This is a genomic window from Sulfitobacter geojensis (assembly GCF_000622325.1).
GTDB lineage: Bacteria > Pseudomonadota > Alphaproteobacteria > Rhodobacterales > Rhodobacteraceae > Sulfitobacter > Sulfitobacter geojensis.
The window spans coordinates 3,640,260-3,655,641 of the sequence record NZ_JASE01000005.1; the positions used below are offsets into that span (position 1 = coordinate 3,640,260).

19 protein-coding genes and 1 tRNA gene are annotated in these 15,382 nt (G+C 58.8%); 12 read left to right on the plus strand and 8 right to left on the minus strand.

What is annotated here, in order from left to right:
* Nucleotides 1-38 precede the first annotated feature (38 nt).
* A complete protein-coding gene (locus Z947_RS0119855) occupies nucleotides 39-431 on the plus strand; it encodes a nuclear transport factor 2 family protein (RefSeq protein ID WP_025046029.1) in 393 nt (130 codons plus the stop codon).
* Here Z947_RS0119855 and Z947_RS0119860 read toward each other — a convergent pair.
* Both Z947_RS0119860 and pyk read right to left on the minus strand, forming a co-directional pair.
* Entirely contained in the window at nucleotides 428-652 is a 225-nt protein-coding gene (locus Z947_RS0119860; RefSeq protein WP_025046030.1) for a hypothetical protein, read from the minus strand. The two genes, Z947_RS0119855 and Z947_RS0119860, sit on opposite strands and share 4 nt — an antisense overlap.
* A 30-nt stretch (nucleotides 653-682) precedes the next feature.
* A complete protein-coding gene (pyk, locus tag Z947_RS0119865) occupies nucleotides 683-2,128 on the minus strand; it encodes a pyruvate kinase (protein ID WP_025046031.1) in 1,446 nt (481 codons plus the stop codon).
* 199 nt (nucleotides 2,129-2,327) lie between these two features.
* Here pyk and Z947_RS0119870 point away from each other — a divergent pair, with 199 nt between their 5' ends.
* Nucleotides 2,328-2,654, plus strand: coding sequence for a DUF1244 domain-containing protein (locus tag Z947_RS0119870; RefSeq protein WP_025046032.1), 327 nt, complete (start codon nucleotides 2,328-2,330; stop codon nucleotides 2,652-2,654).
* Nucleotides 2,655-2,778: 124 nt separating this feature from the next.
* Nucleotides 2,779-3,669 (plus strand): calcium-binding protein, encoded by an 891-nt coding sequence (locus tag Z947_RS0119875; protein WP_156026673.1) that lies wholly within the window; start codon nucleotides 2,779-2,781, stop codon nucleotides 3,667-3,669.
* Here Z947_RS0119875 and Z947_RS0119880 read toward each other — a convergent pair.
* The 3 genes from Z947_RS0119880 to dgcN are packed head-to-tail and all read right to left on the minus strand — an operon-like array spanning nucleotide 3,666 to nucleotide 6,553.
* Complete coding sequence (locus Z947_RS0119880) at nucleotides 3,666-4,526, minus strand: D-amino-acid transaminase (protein ID WP_025046034.1); 861 nt, start codon at nucleotides 4,524-4,526, stop codon at nucleotides 3,666-3,668. The genes Z947_RS0119875 and Z947_RS0119880 overlap by 4 nt on opposite strands.
* A gap of 3 nt (nucleotides 4,527-4,529) precedes the next feature.
* Entirely contained in the window at nucleotides 4,530-5,495 is a 966-nt protein-coding gene (gene dgcA / locus Z947_RS0119885) for an N-acetyl-D-Glu racemase DgcA (RefSeq protein WP_025046035.1), read from the minus strand.
* Nucleotides 5,496-5,551: 56 nt separating this feature from the next.
* The gene (gene dgcN / locus Z947_RS0119890) at nucleotides 5,552-6,553 is read right to left on the minus strand and encodes an N-acetyltransferase DgcN (RefSeq protein WP_025046036.1); all 1,002 of its coding nucleotides are present in this window, start codon (nucleotides 6,551-6,553) and stop codon (nucleotides 5,552-5,554) included.
* A gap of 248 nt (nucleotides 6,554-6,801) precedes the next feature.
* On the opposite strand from dgcN, the gene Z947_RS0119895 reads away from it, so the two are divergent.
* The 3 genes from Z947_RS0119895 to Z947_RS0119905 all read left to right on the plus strand — a co-directional run bounded on the left by Z947_RS0119895 (nucleotide 6,802) and on the right by Z947_RS0119905 (nucleotide 9,442).
* On the plus strand, nucleotides 6,802-7,758 hold the full coding sequence (locus tag Z947_RS0119895) for an L-malyl-CoA/beta-methylmalyl-CoA lyase (RefSeq protein WP_025046037.1): 957 nt from the start codon (nucleotides 6,802-6,804) through the stop codon (nucleotides 7,756-7,758).
* 64 nt (nucleotides 7,759-7,822) lie between these two features.
* Complete coding sequence (locus tag Z947_RS0119900) at nucleotides 7,823-8,419, plus strand: LysE family translocator (protein WP_025046038.1); 597 nt, start codon at nucleotides 7,823-7,825, stop codon at nucleotides 8,417-8,419.
* A 60-nt stretch (nucleotides 8,420-8,479) separates the two neighbouring features.
* Entirely contained in the window at nucleotides 8,480-9,442 is a 963-nt protein-coding gene (locus Z947_RS0119905; protein WP_025046039.1) for an acetyl-CoA carboxylase carboxyltransferase subunit alpha, read from the plus strand.
* Between the two features lie 62 nt (nucleotides 9,443-9,504).
* Here the strand turns inward: Z947_RS0119905 and Z947_RS0119910 are convergent, their stop codons facing one another.
* The gene (locus Z947_RS0119910; RefSeq protein ID WP_025046040.1) at nucleotides 9,505-9,891 is read right to left on the minus strand and encodes a GNAT family N-acetyltransferase; all 387 of its coding nucleotides are present in this window, start codon (nucleotides 9,889-9,891) and stop codon (nucleotides 9,505-9,507) included.
* A gap of 161 nt (nucleotides 9,892-10,052) precedes the next feature.
* The gene (locus Z947_RS0119915; protein ID WP_386625206.1) at nucleotides 10,053-10,697 is read right to left on the minus strand and encodes a GntR family transcriptional regulator; all 645 of its coding nucleotides are present in this window, start codon (nucleotides 10,695-10,697) and stop codon (nucleotides 10,053-10,055) included.
* A gap of 148 nt (nucleotides 10,698-10,845) precedes the next feature.
* Here Z947_RS0119915 and Z947_RS0119925 point away from each other — a divergent pair, with 148 nt between their 5' ends.
* Nucleotides 10,846-11,163, plus strand: a complete 318-nt coding sequence (locus Z947_RS0119925) for a DMT family transporter (RefSeq protein WP_025046042.1) — start codon at nucleotides 10,846-10,848, stop codon at nucleotides 11,161-11,163.
* On the opposite strand, the gene Z947_RS0119930 is transcribed toward Z947_RS0119925, so the two are convergent.
* Nucleotides 11,160-11,846: a M48 family metallopeptidase gene (locus tag Z947_RS0119930; protein WP_025046043.1), complete on the minus strand. Its 687-nt coding sequence runs from the start codon at nucleotides 11,844-11,846 to the stop codon at nucleotides 11,160-11,162. The two genes, Z947_RS0119925 and Z947_RS0119930, sit on opposite strands and share 4 nt — an antisense overlap.
* Before the next feature lie 125 nt (nucleotides 11,847-11,971).
* Here Z947_RS0119930 and Z947_RS0119935 point away from each other — a divergent pair, with 125 nt between their 5' ends.
* The 5 genes from Z947_RS0119935 (at nucleotide 11,972) to Z947_RS0119955 (ending at nucleotide 15,367) form a co-directional block, all read left to right on the plus strand.
* Nucleotides 11,972-12,304, plus strand: a complete 333-nt coding sequence (locus Z947_RS0119935; RefSeq protein WP_025046044.1) for a TIGR02300 family protein — start codon at nucleotides 11,972-11,974, stop codon at nucleotides 12,302-12,304.
* Nucleotides 12,305-12,398: 94 nt separating this feature from the next.
* Nucleotides 12,399-12,474, plus strand: a tRNA-Ala gene (locus Z947_RS0119940).
* A 195-nt stretch (nucleotides 12,475-12,669) separates the two neighbouring features.
* Nucleotides 12,670-13,290 (plus strand): DUF4123 domain-containing protein, encoded by a 621-nt coding sequence (locus tag Z947_RS21610; protein ID WP_025046045.1) that lies wholly within the window; start codon nucleotides 12,670-12,672, stop codon nucleotides 13,288-13,290.
* Nucleotides 13,287-14,093 carry a hypothetical protein gene (locus tag Z947_RS0119950; RefSeq protein WP_025046046.1) on the plus strand — a complete coding sequence of 269 codons (807 nt, stop codon included), beginning with the start codon at nucleotides 13,287-13,289 and terminating at the stop codon, nucleotides 14,091-14,093. Before Z947_RS21610 ends, Z947_RS0119950 begins: the two co-directional genes overlap by 4 nt.
* Entirely contained in the window at nucleotides 14,093-15,367 is a 1,275-nt protein-coding gene (locus Z947_RS0119955; RefSeq protein ID WP_025046047.1) for an HNH/endonuclease VII fold toxin-2 domain-containing protein, read from the plus strand. Before Z947_RS0119950 ends, Z947_RS0119955 begins: the two co-directional genes overlap by 1 nt.
* Nucleotides 15,368-15,382 lie beyond the last annotated feature (15 nt).

Below are 15,382 nucleotides of genomic sequence, written 5' to 3' on the forward strand. Positions count from 1 at the left end.
CAATCTTGACCGCAGTTTCCGTCACGATCGAGGGCACGATGACAGATCAAGACATCACACAATTGCAACAGATCATCACAGCATACGAGCGCAAAGTCTGGGATGCACTGGTCGCCGGGGACAAGGCGGCCGATGCAGCCTTGCTCAGCGCGCAGTTTCTTGGCGTTTACCCCGATGGCTTTGCCGGCAAACAGGACCATTGCGGCCAACTTCATCACGGGCCCACCGTCCACAGCTACGATATACAAGACGCCCGCCTATTGCAGCTGGGACCTGATCACGCGCTGTTCAGCTATCGCGCCAGCTTTCGCCGCAGTGCCACGGCGAATCAGGACGTCATGTACGTCAGTTCTGTCTGGCAACGGGACGGTCAGGAATGGATCAACATATTCAGTCAGGACACGCCCCAAATCGAACGACCTGCCGGTTAAGGCATATACCGCGCGACCACGCTTACGAAAACATCCGGCACCTGATCAAACGTATAACCGCCGGGCTTTGTTTGCACAGCATAGAGAATCAGCAAACCACCCATAAGCACGGTGATCGCCGATGCCCGCGGTGCCCGCTTGTCCGAGAGCGCCGACAGGATCGACGGAACCGAGAATGCCGCAATCACCATCCCAAGGGACAATGCTAAATCAGGATCCATTTTCGCTCTCCCGTCACACCTTGAGCGATACTAGTCCAGATCAGCGGCAAAGAGCAAACGTTCGTCGCAAGGGGCCACCCGCAAAATATTGGTGCTGCCCGGCACATTGAAAGGCACACCGGCGGTGACCACCACGTGATCTTCTTCTACGGCAAAGCCTTCTTCGCGCGCGGCGCGCACCGCGCTTACAACGGCCTTTTTGAACCGGTCAACATCGCCGGTGATCACGCAATTGGTGCCCCAGCTTAGTGCCAGCCGCCGCGCCGTGTTCACCAATGGCGTCAGCGCGATCACCGGCACACGCGGACGTTCGCGCGCCGTCAGCAACGCAGTTGTGCCGCTTTGTGTGAAACAGCAGATCGCCTTGATGTCCGTGGTTTCCGCAATCTCGCGGGCGGCGGCAACAATACCATCGGCGACAGTCATCCGGTCGGCCTTGCGCGAGGATTCGATAATTTCTGTATAGGTCGGATCAACTTCGACCTCCTGGGCGACGTTATCCATTGTGGTGACAGCTTCGATCGGGAAATCACCAGCTGCGGATTCCGCACTCAGCATCACCGCATCCGCGCCCTCATAAATCGCCGTCGCCACGTCGGAGACTTCCGCGCGGGTCGGCATCGGGCTTTCGATCATCGATTCAAGCATCTGCGTGGCAACAATCACAGGCTTCGCCGCTGTCCGGCACTTGCGCACAAGACGTTTCTGGATCGGCGGCACATTCTGCACCGGCAATTCAACACCCAGATCCCCACGCGCAACCATGATGCCATCGCTGACCTCAAGAATATCGTCGAACCGTTCAACCGCTGACGGCTTTTCGATCTTCGACAAAAGTGCCGCGCGCCCTTTGGCCAGCTCACGCGCCTCTGTCACATCTTCGGGGCGTTGCACAAAGGACAACGCCAACCAGTCGACACCCAGTTCACAAACAAATTCCAGATCAGCGCGATCCTTGTCCGACAGGGCAGCCAAAGGCAGCACCACATCCGGCACGTTCACGCCCTTGCGATTCGAAATCACGCCGCCGATCACTACTTCGCAGTTGGCAAAATCATCGCCACACTCAAGAACCTTAAGCCGGATCTTGCCATCATTGACCAACAGGCTGGCACCCGGTTTCAGCGCTGCGAAAATTTCGGGATGGGGCAGGCAAACACGCGATGCGTCCCCTTCGCTGGGATCAAGATCCAGACGGAAATGCGCACCTACAACCAATTGCTCGCTGTCACCGGAAAACACGCCAACACGCAGCTTCGGCCCCTGCAAATCCGCAAGAATGCCGATCGTGCTGTTCAGGTTCGTTTCAACCTCGCGGATGATCCGGTGCTTTTCGCGAATTTCTTCGTGGCTGCCGTGGCTCATATTCAACCGGAAGACATCCGCGCCGGCCTTGTGCAGCGCCTCGATCATCTCGTAGCTGTCCGATGCCGGACCAAGCGTTGCGACTATCTTAACGTTTCGCAGGCGTCTCATGTGCGGTGTCCTTTTGGTCTGGTTCCAGTGTCAAAGTGCGATGTTAGCGATAACGCGCCCTTCATCGTACCGAGTACACGCCATCAGCATGCCTGTCAAAGATTTCACAAATGTGACGACGCTGCCAACCGTATTTCCCGCACATAAACTTGACAGTACGAGTGTTGCGGCCCAGCTATGACCCAAAGAGGAGATCCCCATGACCAGCACCCAAAAACCGAGCCAGCAGGAAATCGAACTTCAGGCCGCCGCGTTTCGCCGGTTGCAAAAGCACCTGATGCAAGATCGCACAGATGTGCAAAACATCGACATGATGAACCTCGCCGGATTTTGCCGTAATTGTTTGTCGCGCTGGTATCAAGAAGCTGCCGCAGAAAAAGGCATCGACATGGGTAAGGAAGAAGCGCGCGAATTGTTTTACGGCATGACAATGGACGACTGGAAGGCCAACTACCAGACTGACGCCAAACCCGAACAGCAAGACGCGTTCAAGAAGTCCTTTGCCGAAAACGTCGGTAAAGATTAAGCCGCCGCCGCGCGCAGACCCCACAATTGCCCCATTCTGTCAAAGCTCATGCCATAATTCCCTGCACATAAAGGCACGTTAACCATTTCTTAACGTTGCAACCAACTCCCAAGGTAGCCTGCCTGTGCTCGAGCTTCTCCTCCTTCCGTCCTTGTTAGGCCTCGGCCTGGCGATGGAGTTGTTGTCACCGGATGATGATCCCGCCGAAGGGGACGAAACGCCGGTCGATATCACTCTGGACGACGAAACCGCTCATTTTGAGGGGACCAGTGCCAAGGAACACGTGCAAGGCAACGCGCTTGATAACCTTATGTTTGGCGACGCCGGCAATGATCTTTTGGGCGGTCACGACGGCAACGACACCTTGCAAGGCGGCACCGGTGACGACCGGCTTTTCACCAGTGCTGGCGACGACGTGGGCCTTGGCGGTGAAGGCAACGACAAGATCTTCCTCGGCGATGGCGATGATACAACGCTGGATCCGAATGGCACAGTACAAGACGCAGGTGACGATTTCATCCGTGGCGGCGACGGCGATGACACACTGTTTGATTCCCAAGGACACAACCACATCCACGGTGATCTTGGCCGCGACACCATCATGACCGTCGACGGCCTGTCCCCTGACGGCACCATCGACGAGACCGAAGAAAGCACGCCCGACACGATCCACGCCGGTTATGGCGATGACACGCTGGTGGGTGACGATGGCGACGTCATGACAGGCGGCGAAGGGGCCGATAGCTTTATCGTGGTCAAAGCCTCAGACAGCCCCGGCGCGCCGGCAGTGATTACCGACTTCGATTTCCGCGACGACCTGCTCAGCCTTGTATTTGTGCAAGATGCGCCCGTCGACCCCACCGTGCAATTCGACTTTGACTTCGCAACCAAACTGCTGCGGGCCTCGGTCGACGGGCAGGAGGTCGCGACCCTGTTTGGCCTGACCCCCGCCGACATCCCGTTTATTCAGACCTTTGTCACAACATTGCCTGAACTGCTGGACAATCAGGCTTAAACCGCCGCCTTGCGCATCTCGTCGAGGTAGATTTCACGCAACCGCGGTGCCACGCGCCCCGGCGTGCCATCGCCCAACGCAACGCCGTCAATCTCGACCACTGGCATCACAAAGGCGCTGGCAGAGGTGGTGAACGCCTCATCCGCCTCTTTGGCCTCATCAATGGTAAAGTTGCGTTCTTCCACTTCCATCTGCGCTTCTTTCGCAAAGCGCAGGACAGCCGCTCGGGTGATCCCGTGCAGGATGTCGTTGCTCAACGCGCGCGTGATGATTTTATTGCCCTTAACGATATAGGCGTTGTTGGAGGTGCCTTCGGTGACAAAACCATCTTCGATCATCCACGCATCATCGCAACCGGCTTTCTTGGCCATCATCTTGCCCATGGAAGGGTAGAGAAGTTGCACAGTTTTGATGTCGCGACGGCCCCAACGAATGTCTTCGATCGAAATGATCTTGGCACCTTTTTTCGCCGCGGGGCTATCCGCCAGCCCCGGCTTGTTCTGCGTGAACAACACAATTGTAGGCTCGGTCGTTTCAGGATCGGGAAAAGCAAAATCACGGTCGCCGTCAGAGCCGCGCGTGATCTGGAGATAGATCAAACCCTCGTCGATTTCGTTCACCCGCACCAACTCGCGATGCACCTCTAGCAGGTCTCCTTTGCTGATCGGGTTGCGCATTTCCAGCTCGTTCAACGAACGGCTAAGCCGCACCGCATGACCGTCGAAATCAATCAACTTGCCATCCAGTACCGATGTCACTTCATAAACACCGTCCGCCATCAGAAAACCGCGGTCAAAGATCGAAATCTGCGCTTCATTCTCCGGCAGGTAGCTACCGTTCACATAGACTGTTCTCATCGTTTATCCCCAAAGCGCCGCGGCGGGCGGGTGCACCCCGTCCCCGTCAAATTTCAATGCATGCTCGCGATCTTCGCCTAGCAAAAGCGGACCGTCCAGATCAACCACCTTTGCGCCCTGCGCAACCAGCGTCGCGGGAGCCATCGCCAGCGACGATCCCACCATGCACCCGACCATAACGTCATAGCCCTGCGCCAGCGCCGCCGCCCGCAGCTTCAGCGCCTCGGTCAAACCGCCGGTCTTGTCGAGCTTGATGTTTACAACATCATATTTCCCCTCAAGCTTCGACAATGTACTGCAATCATGTGCAGATTCATCCGCGCAAACCGGCACCGGCCGTGCCATCCCGATCAAGGCGTCGTCTTCGCCCGCCGGCAAGGGCTGTTCAACCAAGGCCACCCCAAGGCGCAGCAGATGCGGCGCTAGTTCAGCATAAATGTCCGCTGACCATCCTTCATTCGCGTCGATGATAATTGTCGATTTCGGGGCCCCTGCCCGCACCGCCTCAAGCCGCGGCATGTCATCGGGCGTTCCCAGTTTGATCTTGAGCAGCGGGCGATGCGCGTGCTTCGCCGCCTGTGCCTGCATCTGTGCAGGCTCTGCCAACGACAGGGTAAACGCCGTGATCTCCGGCCTGGGTGCCGCCAGTCCGGCCAGTTCCCAAACCCGTTTGCCCGCTTGCTTGGCCTCCAGATCCCACAACGCGCAATCCACCGCATTGCGCGCGGCACCTGCGGGCAGCAGATCATACAAACCCTCACGCGTCACATTCCCGCGTAGCCCGTCAATCTGTGCCGTCACTGACTCCAGCGTTTCGCTATAACGGGCATAGGGCACACACTCTCCCCAGCCCGTCACACCGTCCTCAGTTATCCGCACGGTCAGCACCTTGGCCTCGGTGCGTGATCCGCGACTGATGGTGAATACTTCCGCCAGCTTGAACACATCCGGCGTCACTTCAATACGCATCTCTTGCCCCTCTTTTTGGCCTTATATACTGTCCGCACCCTCAAACCGCGCAGGTGTCAAAGAGCCGCGATCGCATCCGCCAAACGCCCCGCACCATCGCGGAAAGGATCAACAGCAGGCAGGCCCATCTCGGCCTCTACTTTCTCCAGATAGGCTGTCGCCTCATCCTGCGACATATGCTGTGTATTCACCGAAATGCCAACAACCTGACACCCCGCATTGGCAACACGTGCCAGCGTCAACGCCATATCGCTCACCGCCTGCATGCTCGGCAGTTTATAATCAGGCAAGCCGCGCATGTGTTCGCGTGTCGGCTCGTGACAGATAATCAGCGCATCGGGCTGGCCGCCATGGATCAACGCCATCGTCACACCGGAATAGCTGACGTGAAACAGGCTGCCCTGCCCCTCGATAATATCCCAGTGGTCCGCGTCATTGTCCGGCGTCAGATACTCCACCGCACCAGCCATGAAATCTGCAATGACCGCATCCAGCGGCACACCGGAACCGGTGATCAGAATGCCCGTCTGTCCTGTCGCGCGGAACGTGCTTTTCATGCCCTTTTCGCGCATCGCCTCGTCCAGCGCCAATGCGGTATACATCTTGCCCACTGAACAATCCGTCCCGACGGCCAGCACCCGCTTGCCCGTGCGCTTTTTCCCGTCCGCAATCGGATACTGCACGTTCGGCACCCGCACATCATGCAAGGTCTGCCCGCTCACCTGTGATGCCGCCACCAGATCACCTTCTTCGGCCAGAAGATTATGCAGGCCCGACGCCAGATCAAACCCCATGCCCAACGCCTCGACCAACACTTCCTTCCAGGCCTGCGAAATCACGCCGCCGCGGTTGGCGACACCAATCACCAGCGTCTTTGCTCCGGCATCTTTCGCCTCTTGCAGCGACAGGTCCTTCAGCCCCACATCGGCCTGACAGCCTTCCATACGAAACTGGCCAACGGCATTGTCAGGACGCCAGTCCTTGATGCCCTGCGCGACCTTGGCGGACAATTGATCAGGCGCGTCGCCGAGGAAAAGCAAATATGGTGTTTGGATCATGGGATATACTCCGGCAGAGGGTTTCGCCTCATATTGAGCAATCTACAGCGCAATTCGCTTGCAACTTTGCGGGCACCAGCCAAGCGAATGCAAGAATTGTGCGCTCATATACCGTATGGCGCACATTCATTGCGCTAGATGCCAACAACAAATGCTGCACGTGCGAAATGACCCTTGCAGCACTCCGCGCAATTTAATACCTCCGTAACAGCAACATCCCGCAACAATCTTTCGCCAAGGATCTCCTCATGTCATTCCGCCTTCAACCTGCTGCCCCTGCCCGCCCGAACCGCTGCCAGCTTTTCGGCCCCGGCTCCAACACCAAACTCTTTGCAAAGATGGCCGCCTCTGCGGCGGATGTGATCAACCTTGACCTCGAGGATTCTGTTGCCCCGACGGACAAGGATATCGCGCGCACGAACGTCATCGACGCCATCAACACTGTGGATTGGGGCAATAAAACGCTTTCCGTGCGCATCAATGGATTGGATACGCCGTATTGGTACAAAGACGTGGTCGAGCTTTTGGAAAACGCCGGCGACCGTCTTGACCAGATCATGATCCCCAAGGTCGGCTGCGCCGCAGATGTCTATGCCGTCGATGCGCTGGTCACGGCGATCGAGGCCGCAAAAGGCCGCAGTAAAAAGATCGCCTTCGAGGTGATCATCGAATCCGCCGCCGGCATCGCCCACGTCGAGGAAATCGCCGCCTCCTCCCCCCGCCTTGAGGCGATGAGCCTGGGTGCGGCCGACTTTGCGGCCTCCATGGGCATGCAGACCACCGGTATCGGCGGCACGCAGGAAAACTATTATATGCTGCGCGACGGCACACAGCATTGGTCCGACCCGTGGCACTGGGCGCAGGCCGCCATCGTCGCCGCGTGCCGTACCCATGGCGTGCTGCCCGTCGATGGGCCGTTTGGCGATTTCTCGGATGACGAAGGCTACCGCGCCCAATCCCGCCGCTCTGCCACGCTTGGCATGGTCGGGAAATGGGCCATCCACCCCAAACAAATCGCCTTGGCGAACGAGGTCTTCACCCCCTCCGACGAAGCCGTGGCCGAAGCCCGCGAAATTCTGGCCGCGATGGAAACGGCCAAAGCCAACGGCGAGGGCGCGACGGTTTACAAGGGCCGCCTGGTCGATATCGCCAGCATCAAACAGGCCGAAGTGATCGTGCACCAGTCCGAAATGCTGGCAGGCTGACACCGGTTGCAAAGATGTTCCTGTCCTATGGTAATAGGGCAGGAACCCTGCCATGGTTCGCGCCATGACCCTCGACACCCTCCCCGCGCTTGCGCTTTTCGCCTTTGTCAGCTCCGGCACGCCGGGACCGAACAACCTGATGCTTATGGCATCGGGGGCCAACTACGGCTTTCGCCGCACCTTGCCGCATATGCTTGGAATATCTGTCGGCTTCGGGGTGATGATCGTGCTGACCGGTCTCGGCCTTGCCCAAGTCTTCGACCGTTTTCCGCACAGCTATACCCTGCTGAAAATTGCAAGCGTCGCCTACATGCTCTATCTGGCGTGGAAGATCGCCAATGCCGCCCCGATCAAGGAACGCGACGCAGGCAGCCGCCCCATGACCTTCCTGCAAGCCGCCGCCTTTCAATGGGTCAACCCCAAGGCGTGGGCCATGGCGCTGACTGCGATCACCGTCTACATCGCCGACAGCGGGGTTTGGATGTTGCTCATCGGTGCCTTGTGCTTTGTCACAGTCAACCTGCCATCGGTGTGCATCTGGACCGTGATGGGCCAACAGATGGCGCGCATCCTGACAAACCCCGTGCGTTTGCGTCTGTTCAACTGGACGATGGCCGCCTTGTTGCTCGCTTCCCTTTATCCTCTGCTACAAATGGGCTGACAGATTGCAAACCTGCTGCACAGCCGCCATATAAGGGCAATCGCAAAGGCGGAGTGAACGATGACCCAGTATCTCGATTTTGAAAAACCATTAGCCGAAATCGAAGGCAAAGCAGAAGAGCTGCGCGCCCTCGCCCGCGCGAACGAGGAAATGGATATCACCGACGAGGCCAAGGCACTGGATGCCAAAGCCGCGAAAATCCTCGATGACCTTTACGGATCGTTGACACCTTGGCGCAAGTGCCAGGTGGCCCGCCATCCCAACCGTCCTCACTGTAAGGATTACATCGAGGAATTGTTCACCGAATATACGCCATTGGCCGGTGATCGTAATTTTGCGGACGATCTGGCCGTTATGGGCGGTCTGGCGCGGTTCAACGACCAGCCGGTCGTGGTGATCGGCCACGAAAAAGGCAATGACACCAAATCCCGCATCGAACGCAATTTCGGCATGGCCCGCCCCGAAGGATACCGCAAAGCCGTGCGCCTGATGGAACTTGCCGGCAAATTCAATCTGCCGGTGATCACCTTGGTCGACACCCCCGGTGCTTACCCCGGCAAAGGTGCCGAGGAACGCGGCCAGTCCGAAGCGATTGCCCGCTCGACCGAGAAATGCCTGCAAATCGGTGTGCCCCTGATCAGCGTAATCATCGGTGAGGGTGGCTCCGGCGGCGCCGTTGCCTTTGCCACCGCCAACCGCGTCGCGATGATGGAACATTCCGTTTACTCTGTGATCACGCCCGAAGGCTGCGCATCAATCCTTTGGAAAGACAGCGAGAAAATGCGCGAAGCGGCAGAAGCCATGCGTTTGACCGCTGACGATCTGCGCAAGCTCGGCGTCACCGACCAGATCATCCCCGAACCCAAAGGCGGCGCGCACCGCGATCCCGCAGCCGCGATTCAGTCGGTCCGCAAGGCGATTACCGGCATGCTGAAGGACCTAAGCGGCAAGGACGCCAAATCCCTGATCGCGGACCGTCGCCGCAAATACCTCGATATCGGCGGCAAGGGTCTCGCCGCCTAAAATTTCACCCGAAAACGCGGACCGGGGGGCGGCGAACAGTCGAACCCCGCTGCACGGTACACTTACGCAGCTGCTGTGTTATCAGGATGCGTGCCGACGGTCATATACCGGCACCCCAGCGATTTGGTCAGGGCGGTCGACGCGTCGATCAAGGCACGCCCGACGCCACTCCCCCGTGCCTGCGCCGTGACAAACAGATGATGCAGGTCCATCCCGCGTACCCCGAACTGCATTTGTGCTAAGGGACAAAGGGCAGCGTACCCCAACAGGGCGCCCGCCTTGCCCGCCACGAGAACCCGCAACCACGGCACATCGCCCAGACAATCACGCCTTAGATCGCCCAACGTAACTTGTGCCACGTCACCATGATGCGCGGCCAATCCGCGGACCATGTCCAAAACGGAAGGCAGATCCGCCTCCCGTATTTCTCTGATCAGAATATCGTTCATTTGAGATCTCCGAACCGGACGCCACAAACGAAAAAACCGCGCAAGTGGCGGCTGGTTTTTCTACAATAGGGAAAAGGGTCGCTTTCAGGGGAAGCGGCGGTAATAACGGGTATTTGTTGTCATAGACATGCCAGCAGATATGCAAAACAAGCGCCCGCAGGTCAACCCGCCAGCATCCTTAGCCCCTGCGTGACATCCGAACGCACGGCCAACCGCAGCCCCGGTTCGTCCCCGGCCTTGAGCGCGGCAATTATCAACCTGTGGAACTGCGGCGGCTCGGTCCGCCTAAGACGCCCGTAAAGCGACCGCATCGTCGGCCCCATTTGCAACCAGACCGTTTCGGCCATAGCCAGCATCGCCGGCGCTTGGGCCCGCAAATAGAGGGTCCGGTGAAATTCAAGGTTGGTGCGGATGTAAGCCACCGCATCGCCGCGTTGGACGGCATCGGCAATCACCGCATTGATCGTCTGCATCCGCTCGATCAGCGCCATATGCGCGCGCGGCAAGGCGCGGCTTGCCAGCTCCACCTCCAGCAATGCCCTAAGCGCCGCCAGTTCTTCGATCCGGTCGTTGCTCAGCTCCGGTGTGGCGATACGCCCCGAATTCGACATGGTCAGCGCCCCTTCGGCGACCAGCCGCCGTGCCGCTTCGCGTGCAGGTGTCATCGAAACTTCGTAATCCTTTGCGATGCCGCGCAGGGTCAATGCCTGACCGGGCGGCAGATCGCCATGCATGATACGGCTGCGCAGGTGCCGGAACACGCGGTCATGGGCCACAGTGGTGGCGTCGGAAGGGCGGGCAGTCATGGCCATGCGCCCTTGTGATCACAACCGCCGCGCCGGTCAACAAGATTTGCACGACATCGCCTTGACCTTTGCCCCCGCGCGCCCGAACGTGCGGGCGGATCACAGACCCTGATCTGTCCTGCCCTCCCGTTTTCAAAAAGGAATTGAAATGTCGTCACCGTGGTTCTTGCTTGTCATCGCGGGTCTCCTTGAAATCGTCTGGGCCACCTCGATGAAAGCCTCCGACGGGTTCACAAAGATCGGGCCAAGTGTTCTGACTGCGGTGGCCGCCTTTGCCAGCTTCTGGCTGTTGGCCGCCGCGATGAAAGACCTGCCACTGGGGACGGCCTATGCCGTCTGGGTAGGCATCGGCGTCGTCGGAGCGGCCCTGACCGGCATGATTCTGTTTGGCGATGGTGCAACAGTGCAGCGCCTTGCGGGCATCGGCCTGATCATCGCCGGTATCGCCACGCTTAAACTGGCTTAAAACTTGTACCGGTGCAGCTGGTTACCCTCTTTACGCAACCAGCCGCGCGGCGCTTTATAGGGGCCGTAAATCCGCTCGACCCCCGCCCAGAACGCCGGCGAATGATTCATTTCCGCCAGATGCGCGACTTCATGGGCCGCGACATAATCCAGCACTTCGGGCGGAGCCATAATCAAACGCCACGAAAACATCAGACCGCCATCGCTGGTACACGATCCCCAGCGTGACCTCGTATCGCGCATGGTGATGCGGTTGTAGGGCCGGCCCAGCAGCGCCGCATAATCATCGCAAGCCCCCGCCAACCGATCACGCGCCACCTGTTTCAGATAGGCACCCAGCCGCGCGCCCACACGATCCGCAGCCCCTGGCACGGCAATTTCATCCGCGCCAATCCGCACCGACCGCCCCTTGCCTGCCACAACACGCAACATCTGCCCGCCCACGGGCAGCTCTGACCCAAGCCCGACGCAGATATCTGCCCCGCGCGCCTCCAGATGCTTCCGGATCCAACTCTCTTTGGACTGGGCAAAGGCCACGGCCTCCCGCGCGGCAAGCCGTTTGGGAATCGTCAGCGTCACCCGCCCGTCCAGTTGGGAAATGCGCAACGTGATCCGCCTTGCGCGCGCAGATCGACGCAAAATCAGCCCGATCGGGGGGCTACCGGGCAGAAAGATATCGCTCAACGGGGCGTCTCACATCGCAACTTGGGGCTAAAGCCTTTGACTATCCCCCCCTCATATGGCACTTGCCCTGAATCAGCTAGACCAACATCACCACGCAAACGCAATTTACCAAGAAGGGGTGTTTCATGCCCAAGGAAGAATGGGGAACCAAACGTCTTTGCCCAACCTCGGGCAAGCGGTTCTACGACCTGAACAAAGATCCTATCGTCAGCCCGTACACCGGCGAAGTGCTTGAGATCGACGCATCCAAATCGCGGATGATCGCAGCCGATGCCGAGGATGCCGTGACAGCCAAGGCCAAGAAGATGGAGGACGATGTCGACGAGGATGTCGTACTCGACGATGATGACGACGTTGATGTAGATCTCGACGACGATATTCTGGACGATGATGACGACGACGATGATACCGTTCCATTGGACGATCTCGCCGACGTTGCAGCGCCCGACGACGACTAAATGAACGAAAGGCGGGTTCAGGACGGATTTTCCTCTTGATCCCGCCCGCGCTTGGCTCTAGTCACGCGCCACTACCCTAGGCCATTGGTCAAACGGGGCATTAGCTCAGCTGGGAGAGCGCCTGCATGGCATGCAGGAGGTCAGCGGTTCGATCCCGCTATGCTCCACCAAGGCTTTTCTTCTGAAAAGCCCCCGCTTCGAAAACTGTTCCGCAAGAACAATGAAGCCGTAAATCATTCCAGCAAAACTCAACTTCACCACCCAGCGCCCGTGCTAACAATGCCCCAATCGGCACTGGACAACTTTCCGTATTTTGGTCTTTGTAAGCCTGTAGAGCAGACCCAAAACCGGACATTTACCGATCAATGCCGCAGAAACGATCTTTCATACGTCCCGGCAGTGGCCACCCTGTTGTTGACAGCCTGCGCGCGGCCTCCGCACTGGGCAATCCGCTGGTGTTCCTATGCCCGCAAAAAGCAAAGACATTCGCCGATGGGTACGACGATCTTGTTCAGGCGTTAAAACACCCCCGCGGGACGCCCTATCTGCTTGTTGACGGGCTGTCGGGGGGCGCGCTCCTCGACGATCTGGGCCAACAAGGCGAACAGATTTTCCCGCTGTTTCCCGAAGACACCGATGCAGACCTCCTTGATGCAGCGCCACGGTTGGTCACCTGTTCGGACCATCGCGTTATCCTTGAGAGTTTTCACAGCTTTTGGGGCAAGGGCATTGCAAGTATTGTCTTTGCCACCGCCGCGCCGGACGCACTTGTTCCCCACCTTAAACAAAACCTTTATGTGGAGGATCCGGACGGCGAGCTTTGTATTTTGCGTTTCTTTGATCCGCGCGTTCTGTGCATGCTGGCCGAAACTCTGTTCGACGACCAGCTCGGTACGATCTTCGGCGAGGTGATCGACCTGTTTGTGTTTGAAAACGCCTTGGGCGAGCTGTGCCAACTGTCCCGCTTGCAAAAGGATGTGGCATGATCCGCTTTTCGCGCGAACAAATGCTGGCATTGGAAAATACGTCCATGCACCGCTTTATCAGCCGGGTGGTTGATGAATTGCCCGGATATCGCGGCCCCGTTGTCGCAGGTCGCACGCGCACAACGCTGTTTCAGGCCGCCACGACCGCTGTTGAACACGGTCAGTCCTTTGATCTGGAAAGCGAACGCGCGCTGTTCCTGTTTAGCAATATCGCAGTGTCGCTGGGGGCCTATTTCTTTACCGATCCGGCCTTGCCATGGGCGCGCGATATCGTGAACGACGGCTCCTATCTCACCAACGAGATGATTGACGACCTGTGGAACACCTATACCGAGTATTGCGAATTTGTGATGGGGCCGGACGCGGATGCGATCTTCCCCGAACCGGCATATGCGCGATTTCTGGCCCTGCCCCCGCCACCGCCGGATGATGGCACCTTTGCGCCCGTGATCGCGGATATGGCTGCACTTTGGCCGGAAAAGGTATCGCATTTGGCACCGGATGCCCTGCGCGAACATATTCTGGGCGCAGGCAAACGCGCCGCTGCACTGGGCATCAAGGATCACGGCGCGCGTGTCTGGTTTTGCCGCATCGCGTTTCTCATCGGCCAGTCCTTTGACGCCGACCCGTTACACGACTGGGCCCTACCCGCATTGCAAAACCGCCAGCGATTGCCCGATACCGATGTCGCCTCGGCCCTTCGGACATCTTTCATAGAAAATGTGATCCAACCTGCGTTAGCATGGCAATCGGAACCGGAGACACCGGAAGCGCCTGACAACGACAACAACGGAGACACCTGATGGCACGCGGTCGATTCGACGCCAGATCAGCGGTTGGTTTTAACAACGACACCGCCGGCGGGTTTTGCGAACACTGCCCCGGTGGCCCCGAGGATTGCAACCGCGAGCGCCGCCGGATCAACAGCGAATGTGGCATCGGCAATCGCCAGAACAACCGCTTTGTGCAGGGCCGCGAACGCTACAACAACCGCCGCCCCAGAAACAACCGGCCACGGCGCGCGGTTCAGGTCCGCAACATGACGTGGAAAGACGAACACTGCGGCGCGGCCTTGCTGAAACTGAACAGTGAAAACATCACCGAGCGGATGGAGCAGTTAAACGATCTGGCCGACACCATGTTTCAGGACATCACAGATTACGCGATTGATGCAGGTTTTGATATCGCAGCGGAACGGCTTCAACGCTGGGGCGCGGCGACGGCGGGACGCTATGCGGTGACCGGTCTGTGCGCTGCCGGGGGCGCAGCTGTCGCTGGCACGCCGACTGCTGGCGTCGGGGCGGTTCCCGGTGCTGCCGTGGGCGGTGGCGTCTGCGCCGTGGGCGCAACCGCGCTCACCGTGGTCTCGGGGGTATGGAACCTGTTTTCGGGGGCCTTGGATGTGTTCCGGTCCGGTCGCCAGATCAACAGCATGCTTGATTCCCTGACCACCATTCGCGGTAACGCCGAAGCGGTTTTGCAAGCGGCGCAGGATCCCGAAGCCTTGGCGCGGGCCCAAACCGACATTTCCAACGCCATGCAAGTTGCGGCAGCGGCCAACGATTGCCTGCGCTGGCGCAAGTGTTTCCTCGTGCCCTACCAGAATACCAGAACCCAAGGTCCCTCAAGCATGAACCAGGGCGGCAGCGGCACCCCGGGTTTGTTTGACACCGGTCCGATGGACCTGTCCGACAGCCGCGGATGTTGTCCGGGCCAGACAAAACACCACCTGATCCCCGAAGCGATGATGGCGAATTGCCCCAACTATAACCACAGCGCGGCACCAACCGTCTGTGTCGAAGGGGTCAACAGCAGTCAGGGCAGCCACGGTGCCATCCATAGCGCGCTCAACGGCATTCTGACCCGAAGACATCCGCCGGGGCAGCCGATGACCATGCAAGACGGCGTGAATGCCGCAGCGGATTCGCTAAGCGACAGCGGTGTTGGCGATCACTGCCGCGAGGACTGCATCAAGGAACAACTTGAACGCTACTACGACACCTTGGGCTGCACACCGAACACGCTGGACCGCAACGGCAGAGCCCCGACAAGCAGCCCCACCGAAAGTGACTTCTAAACGAGGAAAACCACA